The sequence below is a fragment of the Xenorhabdus szentirmaii DSM 16338 genome, assembly GCF_002632585.1.
In the GTDB taxonomy this organism is placed as follows: domain Bacteria; phylum Pseudomonadota; class Gammaproteobacteria; order Enterobacterales; family Enterobacteriaceae; genus Xenorhabdus; species Xenorhabdus szentirmaii.
Genome location: NZ_NIBV01000005.1, coordinates 47194 through 63640 on the forward strand (window position 1 = coordinate 47194; position 16447 = coordinate 63640).

At 38.8% G+C, this 16447-nt stretch carries 17 protein-coding genes and 3 pseudogenes; 10 read left to right on the plus strand and 10 right to left on the minus strand.

All coding sequences use genetic code 11. The features are described from left to right. Nucleotides 1-8: 8 nt before the first annotated feature. The 9 genes from Xsze_RS20975 to Xsze_RS21015 all read left to right on the plus strand — a co-directional run bounded on the left by Xsze_RS20975 (nt 9) and on the right by Xsze_RS21015 (nt 7311). Nucleotides 9-584, plus strand: a complete 576-nt coding sequence (locus Xsze_RS20975) for a recombinase family protein (RefSeq protein ID WP_013141628.1) — start codon at nt 9-11, stop codon at nt 582-584. Beyond that, complete coding sequence (locus Xsze_RS20980; protein ID WP_013141629.1) at nt 581-853, plus strand: hypothetical protein; 273 nt, start codon at nt 581-583, stop codon at nt 851-853. The genes Xsze_RS20975 and Xsze_RS20980 overlap by 4 nt, the downstream gene beginning before the upstream one ends. Nucleotides 854-1000: 147 nt before the next feature. Next, nucleotides 1001-2785: a KAP family P-loop NTPase fold protein gene (locus Xsze_RS20985; protein ID WP_038239102.1), complete on the plus strand. Its 1785-nt coding sequence runs from the start codon at nt 1001-1003 to the stop codon at nt 2783-2785. Nucleotides 2786-3045: 260 nt separating this feature from the next. Continuing rightward, on the plus strand, nt 3046-3537 hold the full coding sequence (locus Xsze_RS20990; RefSeq protein ID WP_242672432.1) for a hypothetical protein: 492 nt from the start codon (nt 3046-3048) through the stop codon (nt 3535-3537). Next, entirely contained in the window at nt 3519-4832 is a 1314-nt protein-coding gene (gene qatC / locus Xsze_RS20995; RefSeq protein ID WP_209435288.1) for a Qat anti-phage system QueC-like protein QatC, read from the plus strand. The genes Xsze_RS20990 and qatC overlap by 19 nt, the downstream gene beginning before the upstream one ends. Further along, complete coding sequence (qatD, locus tag Xsze_RS21000; RefSeq protein ID WP_099139187.1) at nt 4829-5554, plus strand: Qat anti-phage system TatD family nuclease QatD; 726 nt, start codon at nt 4829-4831, stop codon at nt 5552-5554. The genes qatC and qatD overlap by 4 nt, the downstream gene beginning before the upstream one ends. A gap of 88 nt (nt 5555-5642) precedes the next feature. Further along, nucleotides 5643-6116, plus strand: a complete 474-nt coding sequence (locus Xsze_RS21005) for a hypothetical protein (protein WP_143707609.1) — start codon at nt 5643-5645, stop codon at nt 6114-6116. Between the two features lie 168 nt (nt 6117-6284). Beyond that, a complete protein-coding gene (locus Xsze_RS21010) occupies nt 6285-7013 on the plus strand; it encodes a hypothetical protein (protein WP_167331011.1) in 729 nt (242 codons plus the stop codon). After that, complete coding sequence (locus tag Xsze_RS21015; protein WP_038239113.1) at nt 7003-7311, plus strand: YjeO family protein; 309 nt, start codon at nt 7003-7005, stop codon at nt 7309-7311. Before Xsze_RS21010 ends, Xsze_RS21015 begins: the two co-directional genes overlap by 11 nt. 28 nt (nt 7312-7339) lie before the next feature. Here the strand turns inward: Xsze_RS21015 and Xsze_RS21020 are convergent, their stop codons facing one another. The 8 genes and pseudogenes from Xsze_RS21020 to Xsze_RS21055 form a co-directional block, all read right to left on the minus strand. Further along, nucleotides 7340-7819 carry an Hcp family type VI secretion system effector gene (locus Xsze_RS21020; RefSeq protein ID WP_038239115.1) on the minus strand — a complete coding sequence of 160 codons (480 nt, stop codon included), beginning with the start codon at nt 7817-7819 and terminating at the stop codon, nt 7340-7342. 93 nt (nt 7820-7912) lie between these two features. Then, a pseudogene (locus tag Xsze_RS21025) lies at nt 7913-8251 on the minus strand (RepB family plasmid replication initiator protein); the annotation flags it as partial. A 326-nt stretch (nt 8252-8577) separates the two neighbouring features. Then, nucleotides 8578-9111, minus strand: a complete 534-nt coding sequence (gene hpaC, locus Xsze_RS21030) for a 4-hydroxyphenylacetate 3-monooxygenase, reductase component (protein ID WP_038239118.1) — start codon at nt 9109-9111, stop codon at nt 8578-8580. A 54-nt stretch (nt 9112-9165) separates the two neighbouring features. Further along, nucleotides 9166-9306, minus strand: a pseudogene (locus tag Xsze_RS21035) (IS1595 family transposase); the annotation flags it as partial. Between the two features lie 62 nt (nt 9307-9368). After that, nucleotides 9369-10340, minus strand: a complete 972-nt coding sequence (locus tag Xsze_RS21040; RefSeq protein ID WP_051462429.1) for a methionyl-tRNA formyltransferase — start codon at nt 10338-10340, stop codon at nt 9369-9371. Nucleotides 10341-10361: 21 nt separating this feature from the next. Further along, a complete protein-coding gene (locus Xsze_RS21045) occupies nt 10362-11561 on the minus strand; it encodes an acyl-CoA dehydrogenase family protein (protein WP_051462430.1) in 1200 nt (399 codons plus the stop codon). A gap of 22 nt (nt 11562-11583) precedes the next feature. Continuing rightward, nucleotides 11584-13110, minus strand: coding sequence for an FAD-binding oxidoreductase (locus tag Xsze_RS21050; RefSeq protein WP_071991792.1), 1527 nt, complete (start codon nt 13108-13110; stop codon nt 11584-11586). After that, on the minus strand, nt 13107-13499 hold the full coding sequence (locus tag Xsze_RS21055; protein WP_051462431.1) for a chorismate mutase: 393 nt from the start codon (nt 13497-13499) through the stop codon (nt 13107-13109). Before Xsze_RS21055 ends, Xsze_RS21050 begins: the two co-directional genes overlap by 4 nt. A gap of 465 nt (nt 13500-13964) precedes the next feature. Here Xsze_RS21055 and Xsze_RS21060 point away from each other — a divergent pair, with 465 nt between their 5' ends. Next, on the plus strand, nt 13965-15122 hold the full coding sequence (locus Xsze_RS21060; protein ID WP_038239121.1) for an MFS transporter: 1158 nt from the start codon (nt 13965-13967) through the stop codon (nt 15120-15122). Nucleotides 15123-15496: 374 nt separating this feature from the next. Here the strand turns inward: Xsze_RS21060 and Xsze_RS21065 are convergent. Then, nucleotides 15497-15655, minus strand: a pseudogene (locus Xsze_RS21065) (IS256 family transposase); the annotation flags it as partial. Nucleotides 15656-15690: 35 nt separating this feature from the next. Further along, nucleotides 15691-16284, minus strand: coding sequence for a recombinase family protein (locus tag Xsze_RS21070; protein ID WP_038239124.1), 594 nt, complete (start codon nt 16282-16284; stop codon nt 15691-15693). Nucleotides 16285-16447: the final 163 nt, after the last annotated feature.

Consider the following 16447-nt stretch of genomic DNA (forward strand, 5'->3'; position numbering starts at 1 on the left):
TACACGTTATGACTGAAATACGGATTGGCTATGCCCGCTGCTCCACGGATAAACAGGATTTGACTGCCCAACAGGAAGCGTTGGTAAAACTCGGTGTCTCCCCGGACAGAATTTACATCGACAAAGGGCTGACGGGTTCAAACCGGCAAAGGCCTGGTCTGGATCAGGCACTAGCTGCCGTGCGTAGTGGAGACACGCTGGTTGTTCCCAAGCTTGACCGCCTGGCGCGTTCAGTACCTGACGCTCGTGAAATAGCTGATACATTGCAGTCCAGAGAAGTGAAACTGGCGCTTGGAACCAATATTTATGATCCGGCAGACCCGATGGGGAAAATGTTCTTCAACGTACTGGCCACCTTTGCTGAATTTGAAGGCGACCTGATACGCCTGCGAACCCGGGAAGGCATGGCTATTGCGCGGGCGAAGGGGAAACTGAGGGGAAAACAACCAAAACTGTCTGAAAAACAACAAAAAGAGTTGTGCCGGATGCATGAAACCGGGCAGTACTCGATTAGCGATCTGGCTGAGTTGTTTTCAGTCTCAAGACCAACAGTCTACCGGACACTTTCAAGAGGGAAAAAATGATCGACTTAACCGCAGAACAGCGGCAGCTGGCAAAGATTGTCCATGATTATGCCTGTCGGTTTCCTCTGACAGAGAATGACGATACCCAGCTATTGCAGGGCTGTTATGACTATATGAATGCCTTTAAACGGGTGATGGACAGTGAATCAAAGGTCCAGATGGATTACATCTGCCTGCAATATCCTGGGTATTTTCGCTTTGCAGTATGGATGGAACGAATGGCTCAGGGGATTGCTGATGGCGTTATTGAAGTTCCTAAAGATCACTAAAAATTACGATCCGGAAATTTTGATGAATTTCAGCTTACTGCCTCGGGTTCGCGAGATAGCTGAATCTAGAACTGTGTGCATCCTAGATAGACCTTATCAGGAGTGATTTGATGCTTTCAATAGTCGAAAAAAATAAGGGGTAAACAGATGTGGTCAGACAAGGAATCATCAGAAGATTACCTAAATTTTGGAGAAGTATCCCAATTAGCCGTCGATGTGCTCACTACCGAAGGTATGTTACCAGTATCGATAGGCATTTTTGGTAATTGGGGTGCTGGCAAATCCTCACTCTTGAAACTGATAGAGCAAAAACTTGAGCAAGATGAAAAAGATTGGATTGTAATTAATTTTGACTCTTGGCTCTATCAGGGCTATGACGATGCGCGAGCAGCTCTACTTGAAGTCATCGCTACAGCATTGACAAAAGCTGCTGATGGAAATACGCCCCTCATCTCAAAAGCGAAGAGACTTCTGAGCCGGGTTGATGGGTTTAGAGCAATGGGGTTTCTGGCGGAAGGAGCTGCTTTATTTGCTGGAGTCCCTACTGGCGGTTTACTTTCTAGGGGAATTGGCGCGTTTAGGAATGCTACCGACGGTATCCAAAGCCAGGAAGAATATGAGGCTTTGGGCAATCTGGCTAAAGAAGGCAAAGAGAAGGCTGGTGATTTGATTAAACCTGAGGCTAAAAAAAGCCCTCCTCAGCAGATTGATGCATTTCGTAAGGAATATGGGGAAATTTTAGAAGAGCTTGGTAAGCCACTCATCGTGGTAATTGATAACCTCGATCGCTGCCTACCGGCTAATGCTATCCATACACTTGAAGCAATCAGGTTATTCCTTTTCTTAACTAATACAGCCTTTATCATTGCAGCAGATGAGGACATGATTCGTTCTTCAGTAGCTGATTACTTCAAGGGGGCATCACAGCGGCATCAAATAGACTATCTTGATAAGCTCATCCAAGTTCCTATTCGGGTGCCAAAAGCTGGGGTGCGTGAGATTCGTTCATATCTGTTCATGCTTTATGCCATTGAGCATGGCTTAAAAGGCGAAAAACTTACTACGCTCCGTGACGGCCTAGAAAAGGCATTACAGCAATCTTGGAAAGATGAACCTATCACACGCCAGGACGCTCTAAAAATGACTGGTGAATCTGAGGATAGCAACCTCGCTTTGGCATTTGCTCGTGCGGACCGTATTGCTCCTGTATTAGCCAATTCGCCAATTATCCATGGCAATCCTAGAATCGTTAAGCGCTTGTTGAATGTTGTCAAAATGCGATCTCAAATTGCCAAGCGGCGAGCAATGCCTTTGGATGAAGCAATCATCACTAAGTTAGTAATCTTTGAGCGATGTGTTGGAGTAGATGGTACCGCTGACTTATATCATCTAGTGGATATTGAACAAGGTATACCACAGTTGCTTAAACAGCTTGAGGAAGCTGACGGTCAAATACCTACTGAAGCGCCAAAGACATGGACTGATAATCCAACAACTAAAGCTTTCATTGCTCAATGGGCTCAGCTTGAACCGCGCCTTGGTGGAATCGATTTGAGAGCCGCCATATATCTGTCCAGAGAAACTATGCCAATAGGTGCATATGTGGTTGGTTTATCGCCGTATGGACGGGAAGCACTGAATGCACTCATTGAAATGAAAAATACCAGTTCTCCCGCAGCAGAAGCTCTTTTGGAAACGCTTCCTCGTGAGGAACAAGTGCCTGTAATGGAAGGTCTAATTAGCCAGTTAAGGCAAGCATCGGATTGGACTCGTAGACCTAAGGGTTTTTCTGGTGCATGCCTCTTGGCTCGCCACTCGGCAGATGCGGCCAGTATATTAATTCGTTACTTGCAGGAATTGCAGCAGGGAACGAAGCCACCTGTATGGATGGCTGCAGCACTCAAAGATGAGCAATGGAATAAGGACGCTTAATGGGAACTTCACAATCAAGTACAGGGCCAGGTGGTGGTTCGCCACTGGTTCCACCTTGGGCTGATGATCAGCCACAGCAACCCTTACCCCCGCCACAAGAAAGAAGGTTCGCGCCGTTCCGGGAATCTTTGGGGAATGCGGTTTCAAACGGTAATAGAGCAGACTTCAGAAAAGCCATAGGGCATTACGCGCGAAAGGCCTCTGGAGGTAGCAGTAGTGCAGCCCGACGATTAGGGAGTGTCACACAGGCAGGGGGGGGATTGTTTGGGGCTTTGGCGGGAGTACCTCCGGCTCCGGGAGAACCAAGCATTGATTTGGGCAGTTTAGCTGGTCTTCCATGCGAAATGGCAATATCAGCTATTGCTCAAGCTTTAACATCGCAGGATGGTGATTCAGAGAAGATTTGTGCAGCCATGAACCATGCCTTAGTGGAAGCTCTCGATGGTGTAGCAATTTTCGATCCCCAACAAATAACAGATGGTGTGATCGTTGACACAATGATTTGTTATCTTGCTGAAAGCATTTTTTTGCAAATGGTTATGGATTCTAACAAGGCATGGAATAAAGCGGATACTCCTTCAAAAGCCATCCATGCAGAAACTGAACTTCGAGAGTTGATCAAAGTTGTTGTTGATAAGCATATGGCTCCAAAACTTGTCGGCAACATCAGAACTTTTTCGAAAAATCAAATGGTTAAAATTGAGCGTCAGGTAATCATTGAGGCTTGGCAAGAATGGGAGGCCTACCAATGACACAATTAGTTTTCCATCATGAACATCGCCTATTACCGCGAGCAAGTGAGAACTTGTTGCCCGTACAGCTCTATGGATTAAGCGGGCGGGGGGATATATCTATTATTGGGAATCCTGCGATTGATCGAATTAAGCGCTTGGGAGTCAAAATCCCAGCACAGGTCATGGATTTTTTGAGCATTGCACTAGCGGTTACAGCCGCCGATACTTTCGTTCAGCGTGAAAGCTCTGAGGATGGTTGGACTCGTCAACTCTCGCTACGTCTTCCCCTTCATGAGCCATCTCGATGGATTGCTCTAAAGAAGGAGCTTGAAAGCGCTTTGCATTTCCTTAGTGGAGACATCTGGGATTTCGAGTTTTGTGATGGTGGTTATGCACCGCCTGAACCATATAGTCAACATTCAAGATTTCACCTGATTAAGCTCAAAGAACTTGATTGCGTCAGCTTATTTTCGGGAGGATTGGATTCGGCTATTGGCGCAATAGATCTTCTGACAGTGGGGCGTGCTCCGCTTTTGGTTAGTCATGCTTATAAAGGAGATAAGTCACGACAAGATCAAATTGCTGAAAGATTGAATGGTCGATACTCACGGTTTGAAATTAATGCTGATCCGCATCTATATCAAGGGGTGACTGACATTACGATGCGAACGCGGAGCCTCAATTTTCTTGCTTTTGCGGCAGTGGGCGCTTGTGCTGTTCAAGAAGTATCTCAACAAAAAAAGGTCGATCTTTTTGTGCCCGAAAATGGGTTTATCTCGTTAAATGCACCACTAACCCCACGCCGGATCGGTACGTTGAGTACACGAACAACACATCCATATTTTATTTCCAGCATACAACAACTCTTTGATGCGGTCGGAATTCCTTGCCAAATAATCAATCCATATCAGTTCAAAACAAAGGGGCAAATGGTCTCTCAATGCTTGAACAAGCAACTCTTATCTGACGTCGTAGAAAGTACGGTATCTTGCAGTCATTGGAAACGAACGGATCAGCAGTGCGGGGTATGCGTACCGTGCATCATTCGACGGGCATCGCTTCATGCTGGAAGGATTAGTAGAGATGCAGATTACACTTTCCAGTCCTTGGCTAAAGTAATAAATGAAATTGATCGCAGGGATGATCTCATGGCTCTTAGGATTGCGATCGCACAGAAATCGACTTTGAAAATAGGAACATGGATCGCCAAAAGCGGTCCTTTGCCTACGGCAACATTCAATAATTTTAAGCAGGTATTTATAGACGGCTTGGATGAGGTCGAAAGCTACTTACTAAGTGAGAGCATAGTGTGAGCATCGATATGCACTGTCATCTCGACTTATATCCTCAGCCAGAACAAGTGGCTGAGGAATGCAAGCGTCGAGGGACTTATATACTGTCGGTTACAACGACACCTAGAGCATGGCATGGGACCTCTTCACTAGCCAAAGGAAGCCAACGAATCCGAACAGCTCTTGGGCTTCATCCCCAAATAGCACATCAAAGATCGCATGAGTTAGAGCTATTTGATTCACTGCTTTCAGAAACTAGGTACATTGGCGAAATAGGGCTTGATGGTGGTAAGGGATTTAAAGAGCATTGGGACATCCAGTTGAAGGTATTCCGACACATACTCAATAACGTAAATCGTGCTGGAGGCAAGATTATGACTATCCATAGCCGAGGAAGTGCGTCAGTTGTCCTCGATGAGATCGAAAATATTGATGGGGTAGCAGTATTGCATTGGTTCACAGGGACACCTAAGCAGCTTGAAAGGGCAATCGATTTAGGGTGTTGGTTTTCAGTGGGGCCAGCAATGCTCGATACAATAAAGGGAAAGTCCTTAGCTTTGAAAATTCCCAAATCACGCATTCTTACAGAAACAGATGGGCCATTTGGTAAGTTTCGTAATGACCCACTAATGCCATGGGACAGTGAGATTGCAGAGAAGCAGCTAACCACATTATGGGACATGAGCCAGATGGAGGTTAAAGCTCAGCTTTTTGAAAATTTTAGAGAGTTATGTAAATTGTAAAATATCGTGGATATCCGTTGCCATATCATGCTGGAACACCACGCTGACAAAATTTTGGCGGCTTCCGGCTTACAACCCCGAACTGGATGTGATTAAACAATCGACGTTACGTTCATTGGATGAAAGTGCAAGGCAGTTTACAACATTAGCACACACTGTGCCGAACCAGATTAACCAGAATGTTATGGACACCTTGCAACATATCGATATTGCTGGAGCAGTCCGGCAGCGGACGGATGTGCAGATGGACGCGATAGCGACACAAGTTAAGGTATTAACAGCCCGTGGCCACCAGTTTTCAGAAGATATTCAGACGGCTCAAAATAAGCTGAAGCAACGTTATGAGCAACTGCAAGATTACTTTTGGTGGCTTGTTGGGGGCGGTTTGCTGGCTATCGTGCTTGTAACGGCTTTCAGTACCAAATTCTTTTTTGGCCAAGCGGTTGATCGGAACTTCAAGGCAACGCTAAGTACTTACAATCAAATCGAAGAGTTAAGAAAACAGATTGGAACATTGGAACGTAAACTTAATCAGTCATCCGAAAAATTAAAGAAAAAGTAGTTATAAATATATTATATAAATGGATGGTGTAATAGGTTATTTCTTTATTTTTGTTTTTTATAAAATATATTATAAAGTGAACCCTATAGCTAATTAGTACATAATGGTACTAAATAAATGTGGATTTCCTTTGTTAGTTACTACAGAATTGTTATAACTAATAATTGCATGGATGATATTAAAGTGAAAAATCCTTACTGTACAGTTGATGAATTGGGGTTCCCAAGATTTGATGGTGTTGATTTTATTAGATATAAGTTCTTGTTTAATAGTGATACTCTTGTAACAGGAGAAAGCTATTTATGGGCATATAAAGCAGCTTACCTGCAATACAATAAAAATTTGATAATAAAATATGCACATGAAGCGAATATACCAGTACTCCTATTAGCTGGCGTTGCTGTTGCTGAGGCCGGAGGAACGCCAGATAGATTTAAAGCATATGGAGTTCTACAAATTAGGCAGATTTTCAATGATACGTTCAATGGTGACAATAAAAAATCAAATGCAACATCTGTTGGTGTATTAGCTATTCAATTAAGAGCTGCGGCAGAAACATTAGGTATAGACCCATCAACACTAACAACAAAGCAGCAATTACAACTTTCAAATTGCCTTCTAACAGATGATTTCAATATAAAAGTTGTTGCAATGCATTTAAGAGATCTTATTATTTATGATTATCCAAACATAAAAAACACGAGTATTTTAACAGATGAGCAATTAATATTGGCAGGTTCTAGATATAATAGGGGAATAGCTAGAGATAAAAATGATATTATAAATTCAATATCATTACCGCCCGGATCTAAAGGCAGGGAATATAGTTCATATGGAAGAAGAATATTAGAAAAGAAAAAATCCATATATATGATATTGGGGATTAATGGTGAATAGTAGAATAAAGTACATAATTTATTATGTTTTCTGTCTATTAATTATATATTCTTTTTCTTTCTTCGAGGAAGAAATATATATTGATGGGGGGGAAATAGAAAACGCGTGCGTGGCTCATCGAGCGTTCGTAGTTGATGACACAAGAGATGTTACGGCTCCTCTGGCTGCTCTGTTTGTACTCCCTCTGCTATTCAAAGCAGCGAAGCTTAGATTTAAATCATTAAAATTAAACATAACATTGCTCTCACTGATAGCATATTGGGTATGGCGTTTTTTTATAAGATTAATGTATTGTTAGCTCCTCTAAAATTAGAGGAGCTTTCATATTAATAGACCCTATCTTCCCAGAAGCTATATCCAGATGTTCCGGCAGCGAAATGCTGCCATGTTATACTAGCATATCTAACAGAAACCATTTCCTCTGGTTGCTGATTGGCATGATTTATAGCGTGAGGGTAACTAACATTGATCCTTTCTATAAAAGCTTTTTTTAATTTCACTGAATAATATAATTCGACTCCGCCATTAATAGCAGTTCTATAAAAGAAAAATTCTATTTCTAGTTCTTCATTGTCAGATATTGAAACACCAAGTAATGGTGATGATTTATCTATTGGTTTGATGAATGAAACAGGTCGGTGATTAACGTTACCCATTCTTGTCATTTCATGTTCAAGGGAAATGATGAATATTTCATCTTCATGACCAGATTGATATTTGTTTCCTATCGAATCAAAAGTAGAGCAACCTGTGGAAATAACTCCTTGCTTTTTACCTTTTATAGTTGCGTAAATTAAATTAGCCATAAAAACTCCTTCTCTGTAGGGGGTCCATTATGAATTAAGTAAATGGATAAAAACCCTACTATAAAAGAAGTTAAATTGAAATAAGAATAAAGGCTAAATGGCTAATTTAATTTGTTTGTCTTCTTTGAATTGAAAATGTAGAGATACGACAGTACGGCCTTTCTTTACTGTATCTACGGTGACCACTAGATCACTTTTTTCGTTTAATTCTTTTATACATGGTTTTATGATTGCATCATTCAGAGTTCTAAACTCTTTGTATTTATCTTCTAAATTTAAAATGGTACGAAAGTCATTGATGTCAACTAGCCTATCTCCTGTTTTTTTGAACTGCATTAGCAACTCATAAATCCGAATGCTATAAGTGCGCTTTAGCGCAGAAACATTTTTAACAGCAATACTGGTAAATTGTCCTTTAAGTTGCGTTAAATAACGGGTCTGTTCATAATACATGTAAAATGTTGGCACAGGTGTGAATAGTTATGAAAGCGCCTTATGGGAGAACATGTTTACATCCTATCTAGGGTCCGCTTGGAAAACGGATATATGGTCGCACATTGTATCAATTCAATGCTTGCACAACCGGGGAACGTCCATCACATCACTACAGTTTGGCACGTAAAAAATCTCATAAGTACGCTCTGAATTTCTACCGAGGGCAGAGTCTGACAGAAAACAGGTGATTTCTGTCATGTGGAAAATTGCTTAGCGAGTGTTATTGCAGAAATGACCGCGGAACCCCATATACTTTATGTAACTTAACAATTAGCTTCAATTGATAATTCTTTACCCATTAGTTGTATTAGTGGGTGAAAAACACGTTTAAAATAAATAAGCCCATGCCCTGTGCTCTGAATAGTCATCTTTTTTATTTCCACTAAATAAACATAATGTGTACTTACCTCTTGTATTTGCACTATATTACCCTCCAAATTAGCTAATGCATATTGTAATTTAGGTTGCCCAAATTTTCCAGTTTCCCAAATACCCCAATTAAAACGTTCTTCCATATTATTATCTGTTTTTCCAGCAAAATGACAAGCAAGCGACTCCTGTTGATGATTTAAAATATTCACACACAGCTGGCCATTATTCTGAAGTACTGAATTCATAGCACTGTTACGATTAATACACACTAGCAGCGTTGGGGGAGTATCAGTTACAGAGCATACAGCCGTTGCTGTAATACCATAGCGCCCTGCAATACCATTAGTAGTAATGATATTCACAGCAGCAGAAAGATTTGCCATCGCATCCCGAAAGCGTAAACGATGTTCGTTTTCTTCATCCATAATATAGTTCTCGTCACCGATTTATATCGGTAGTTCAATAGAATGCTGCTCTACGTATTCTGCAATAAGTATTCTAAGGCGATGAAAAGAGTATGCAGCCGTGTTCCGATGGACACCCACAAGTTCAGCCGCTGCGACAATAAACAGTTCTAATAACCGCCCTTGCTTATACTGACTGAGTCGACTTTTTCTTATAAAACTATCCTAGGTTATAGTGGTTATCTAGGGCAGCTCCAAATTTAATATATCTAATTCCATTAGATAGCCACATTGTCAATCATGTTAATATGGTTATTTGTTTTTTCTTCATTAATTAATAATGATGCGGACACCTCTATACCATCCATATCAATAGTTAGTAGCTGGAGCCAAAAATCTTTTGTTGCCACAAAGATTTTTCCTTTAAAATAGCTAATATTTCCAGGATTTTCGGTGTTTGATGGGATATTAGTAACATTAGCTGAAAGCACAACAATCTTCAGATTTTTTTGTGTTAAAAAATACGCTCCTGGATAACGATATGCTGCCCTTATATGCCTCTCCAATACCTGAGCCTCAAGCTGGAAATTCAGATGATAATCAGAAGACTCTGGGCGACCAAAGTAACTACGGTTTTGCGTATTTTGAGGTTTATAAGAGAAATTTTTATTTACCATAAGAGGTATTAAGTCTAGCAACATTAAAATATTTTGTTCTTCCTGAGCAGTTCTCAAACCAATGCAAGTTTCTTTTTCTGAAAAATGAACAGGACGTTGCATAATTATATCACCCGTATCAATCCCTTCATCCATTTTAATAGCACTAATAGATGTTTTGGTTTCACCATTTTTTATCATCCAATAAAATGGTGCTAATCCTGCATAACGAGGCAAAGGACTTGGATGGAAGTTAATGGGAATAACATTGGGAATATCTAATAACTCTCTGGTTAATAATTGTTGAAAATTAGCCACAATAAAATAATCTGGATTAGCTTCTTTTATTGATGTTATCGTTTCTAACGAACTTACTTTTTCTGGTCGTTTAATTTTAATACCCAAAGATATAGCTTCCTCTTCTATATTTACAGGATATTTATCATTAATAAAATAATCACATTTATTATTTGGTGGAGAAGTTACAACCATTAGCAGCTCAATCATAGGATGAGCTGACAATATTCTTAAAAACGGAGAACCCAATTTTGAATTAATTTCAGTGAATAGCACTATTTTAGTTTTTTTTAACATAAAAATACTCATATTTAAAAATCAAAAGAAAATATTTTTTGATTTGCCGCCGACTAAAACATTTCCCGCTAACTGTAAAATAGAGTCTTGCGCTACTGCATGTTGGCACATTGTCTGTGCGTCACGAAGCCAACGATCAAGAGGAGATTTCCGATAGACTGAACTACCGCCGAGCAAGTTATACATCGATTGTACGATATTACGAGCTGTCTGAAAGGCATTATAACGAGCCAAAGCCGTTGTAATACGATCATCTGAAGCAGATTCAGTGCTACCTTCCAAAATATTTTGCCATTGTTTTTCAAGGCTGGTATATACTGATGCTCTAGCAGCGGCAAGCTCCATTTCGGCACGAGCTATTGCAGATTGAACACGAAAATCTGCAATCCAAGGGGTGTTAGTTGCACGATCAATACGATTTTTTACTTGCTCCCGAACATAATCCAAGCAAGAACGAGCCATTCCTAAAGGAACTCCTGCCATCTTTCGGAGGATGGTATCAGGTGAATTATAGAGAGGACCCGGGCGATATGGCTGTGAAAACGAAAAACTGTGTTTCTCAGGCACAAAAAGCCCTTCAACCGAATAATCTAAACTACCGCTACCAGCTAGTCCAGTTGTATTCCAGGTGTCTATAATATTAAATTGCTCTGGCTTTGCTACCATAATACGCCAGTGTTTTTCTTCTCCAGTAATCGGATCTTTTTCTAGTACCCCATTACAGTAGACTAATACACCACATATCAGTACATCACAGTGAGTTATGCCACTACCAAATCTCCAATTGCCACTGACAATATATCCCCCATCAACACGGTCAGCACGTCCCTGCGGATGAATCCATCCTGAATTAGCAATATCAAGATTAGGATATAAGGAACGTGAAATATCGGGAGGTAAGAAACCAGAATATATTCCCGAATCCATACCAATCATACTACACCAAGCAGCGGAAATGTCACCTGTAGCCAGAATCTCTATGAGCTGTGTCTGTTGAATAGATGTTAACTCAGGCCCACCCCATTCTTTAGGCATTGCAGCACGAAAAACACCTGTATTTCTTAAAAGGTCAATGACATTTGAAGTGAGCCTTCTATTGTTTTCAATTTTTTCTGAATTCTCCTTTAATATTGGAATAATATTTTTAGCCTTATTAATAATATCCTCTGCATTATTTGGAATGATTTCATTATTATTAGAGCTAAAATCTGTGCTTTCCATTTTCTTTCCCTTATTTTATTAATTAAAAATAACGCCCAGTGGAAATAATTCCATTAGGATCTAGCATGTTTTTCAGCTTCTTATTAACTGCACGTTCAGTTTGTGAGTAATAGTGCTCAATAAAATTAGTGTGATTAATGTCTAAACGGTAAGGATAAAATCCTTTATAAGTAAAGTGCTCATAGATTAAATCCAGAGTTTCATGTGACTTGCTGATCTGATCTTTGACGGGTGGAAATTTTATTGAAATAACTAAATCTATAACATCAGAAGATAACGCATTTACAGTTGTACCAATTTTGACACCCATTTTTTTAGAGATATCATCAATAATAGATAAAGCTTCGGTAATAGTTTCTCCTTTAAATGGTATGAAGGCCAAAAAGAAAATCCAGCCACCACCTTTACTATCTACCTCCTTAGCATTTTGCCCAGTAGCCGCACGAAGCATATGCTCATTCCATGAAGGATCACCAGCATAAGCATGTTCTACAACTTGTAAAACAAAGTCATTTCTGTCTGAACTAATCTCATTTGAGTGAATTAATTTTGTAAATATTCCACTATTTTTGGCTTCTTCAAACAATATAGATACAATTGCTTCTACTTTTTTAGGGTTACCAGACACACATATCAAAGTGAGATGCTCGTCTCCTGAGCCACCGTAAGATTCAGTAGAAACTGTGTCATAGATTTTTAATACGCCAGAAACCATCTCCTGTGCATACCAATCTCTGAATAAATTAACAGCGTCTAATAATTTTTTCCTGGGAAAATGTAAATGTAAGACAGTTTGTGTTTGCGGTCTGGGTAATAATCGAACTACGGCTCCAGTTACTATTCCAAGGTTAGATTGGGTATAAAGGTGCAATAATGAAGGACCATGTCCAAATGTATTAAATGCAGTCTTTCTTTCTGTATGTGGCCACCATCCTACTGTGATTTTTTCACCATCAGGTGTTATCACCTCCAATCCTAGCAAATCATTAGTTCTTTGGTGACGTAATCCAACACCGCGCTCCAGAATATTACCTATTACACTTGTGTGTCCAGAAGAAGCGGTCACGTTCAGCATGCGTGAACTATCTTTTAATAAATTAGCTAAATTTAGCTGTGTTACACCAGGTTCTATTATGGCCCACCCATCTTCAATATTTATGTCTCGAATATTTGTTAATCTATCTAGAATTACGATAATAGCATCTTCATTGACAGGCTCTTTAGAACCTAATCCCCAATTATATCCAGAACTAACGATATGTAATCCTAATTTCGAATTATTTTTATTCATTATATCTACAATCTGGATTATTTCATTGATAGAACCAGGTCTAACAATGGTACTAACCTTTTTTGGAGTAAATAAACTTACATTTCTCCCCAAGGTAAGAGTTGATATTTCACCAGATTTAATTTGAATATATTTCTCACCGACTATTTTTTTTAGTTCAAAAATAATATTATTCAAAGAGCAAACATCACTTTTTTCTTCTGTTATATCCATAATTTTTAGATCCATTAATGTGAAATTGGAAACCATTTTTTTCATTCAGAAAATGGCCTTGAAGAAATTGTACCAGGAAGATAAATATGTTTATGAGGTTGTTCACCATAAGGCCATTGTACATGAGCCATTACCCTAATAACACGAGGTATCATCATACTAGTATTATTTTCTACAGCACACAAAGATGGAATTTTTATTCCAGATTCATAGAGAACTAAAGGCGGTAATTCAGTAGTAAGATCAGGTGTAACAGTAAAAAATAAACTTACAAAATCAGTAATTGATAAATGATTATTAGATATAATTTCATCAATCATTAGTAATGTACTTGAAGCAATGCTTTCAGTTGTATCAAAGTCAACCTGAACCGCACCACGAATAGCAACTAATTTGATTGCTGAATGTGTGGCTTTTATTTGTGTATAAGACATATTTCACTCTACCAACTTAGAATTTATCAAATGACATTATAATTATTAATTCGGTAGCTATTTATTTCTGCTCACAAGCTCCTAAGGCGGCAAAATCACTTAATTTAAAGAAAATCGCAATCGCCACCGGATTAAACATTATTTAATTTATGTATTTTACATTTTGATACAAATGTATACTATGTCCTAACTTCAAGTCAATCTATTGTTAGATTTTATATTTTGTGAGTTATAAATATATATGACATCTATAATTAATAGAAAACAAACCATTTTCATATTAAATTGTTTTTATTTACACGAAAAATTATTTTCATGAGCAAATTAATTTAAATGAGAATAAAATGGTAACTAAAAGAAATGATAACATTTCCAAAATGGTTCCTATTGTCATTCATAGTATTGAAAGAGTAGTCAAAGTAGTTTAACGTTTCATATTTTATATGAATCTATTTAGGAATATTTATGAAACATAATAATGTTATGTTACTACTTGTCTTAGCCATTGCTGTCTTTGGGGTTATTACCACTGAAGTAGCAGTAATCGGCTTGTTACCACAATTAGGGTCACAACTTAACGTGACACCTACACAAGTCGGTTTTCTTGTTAGTATTTATGCTGTCATTGTTGCCATAACAGGGCCATTTATTACATTACTACTATCGCGATATAATAAAAAACACATCCTTCTTACAATTCTTTTTATATTTGTTATATCTAATCTTATCTATGCCACCACAAGCAGTTTTAATTTAATCCTCTTCTTCAGGATATTGCCAGCACTGTTTCATGCTACTTTCTTTGCTGTGGCACTCGTCATTGCAGCCAATTCAGTAGTTAAAGAGAAAAGCCCAAGAGCCGTAGCACAAGTTTTCGCTGGAGTTGCTGTAGGATTAGTATTAGGCATGCCGGTAAGCTCTTTTATTGCAGAACATTTATCATTAAGTGCTGCATTTTATTTTGGTTCAATATCCTGTTTGCTCGCTCTTATAGGTATTTTATTTTTCGTTCCTTCTTCTATTCCTGTAGAAAAAGTTAACTTTTCCAGCCAATTAATTGTATTACGCAATGGAAAATTATGGTTAACAATTGTTACAGTAACAGCCGTATTTTCTGCGATGTTTGCAAATTTTAGTTATATAGCAGACTATCTTGCTAAAATCACACGTCTTGATAATGATACTATTAGTATATTTCTAGTCTTTTTTGGTATTAGCGGAGTACTTGGTAATTATATCTTCAGCATCTTTCTACAAAAAAACACTATAAAAACAACAAAATTATATCCAGTTTTACTGACTTTGTTGTATATTTTTATTTGGATTCTAGGTTTTTCTCCAATAGCTATATTGATATTAATTTTTTTTTGGGGAGTGTTACATTCGGCAGGACTCGTTATCAGCCAAACATGGCTTATGAGGGAGGCCAATGAAGCACCTGAGTTTGCCAATAGCCTGTATATATCGTTTTCAAATTTAGGAATCACCATAGGTGCTATGGTCGGAGGGTGGGGTGTAACTTATTTAGGTGTTCATTCCGTTGTTCTTATTAGTATCATATTTACAGTTACAGCATTTTTAAGTATCTATCTTAAGAATAAAATAGACAGTAATATTGGTTAGACTCCGAATGATGGTAAGGCATGCGGATAATGTTCAACTAATAGAGTAGGGTAGCACCTCATCCTACTTTATTAAGATAAATGATAACTCCATTAAAAATATTACAGAAAATATTCGAGTAAAATCAGGAAATAAGCACATTATTTCAGCCTCACTTTAAATGATAATTACTTCTTAAAAAGAATTTAATAGTGTTTGTGTCGAATTAAACTTAACCATACAAACAACTAATTAGGTTTTTATCGTTAACCAAGAAATTAAAAAATAATATTGGGGTTCTAAGCCGGAAAATAGCATTCGGTTAAGGAAACAACGATGTGGTAAAATAGGGTTTAAATGGATCCTGTAAATAATTCTGTGTATTTGCCCATTTATTAAAGGTGATCGTTTAAACGGTCACCAAACTCAGTAATAAAACGACTCATTGCCTGTTTCCAGTTTTGAATAGGCATACTCCATTTTTTAGAGGCCGATTCGAGCGCTAGATAAATCACTTTACGTTTCTTAACCGCATGACGAATAACACATGTAAGATATTGGCATAGGTGTGAGTAGTTATGAAAGCGCCTTATGGCCGAACATTTTTACACCCTATCTGCACACCTCGGTATCGGAGATAGCGGTAAAGGGTTACTTTGCTTATCCCCAAATTTTCCGCTATTTCTTTTACACTCAACTCACTTTGTGTATACAGCGCCTCAGCAGCAATCGCTTTCTTTTTTGCCACTTCATTTAGACCTTGTGGTCGACCGCCTGAACGTCCCCGTGCTCTGGCTGAAGCCAAACCTGCCTGTGTTCGCTCAACAATCAGATCGCGTTCAAACTCAGCTAATGAGGCAAATAAATTAAATACCAGCCGACCTTGCGCATTGGTGGTATCTATAGGGTCTTGAAGGCTTTTAAGACCAACGCCTTTTTCCAGTAACTGATTCACTAACTCAATCAGATGCCGGAGAGAACGGCCTAATCGGTCAAGTTTACAGATAACAATGACATCACCCGGACGGATTTTACTCAGGAGCTGTTCAAGAACCGGACGGGCTACTTTTATCCCACTCGCTGTTTCACAAAAAATTTCATCACAACCCGCCTGCCGTAGTTGATCGAGCTGCATGTTAGCGTGTTGCTCATGTGTGGAGATGCGCGCGTAACCAAATTTCATGCGATAAGTTTCATAAACTCATTAGTTTTTAATAAGGTAAACTTTGATTTTGTAAACCTGTTTTTGATACCTGAATTCTCCTTTAAGAAGGCGGTTGCATTTTGTCATCATCTGGTTTACAAAAACCTTCGTATTAATGAACCGTTCAGCGTGACGAGTATAC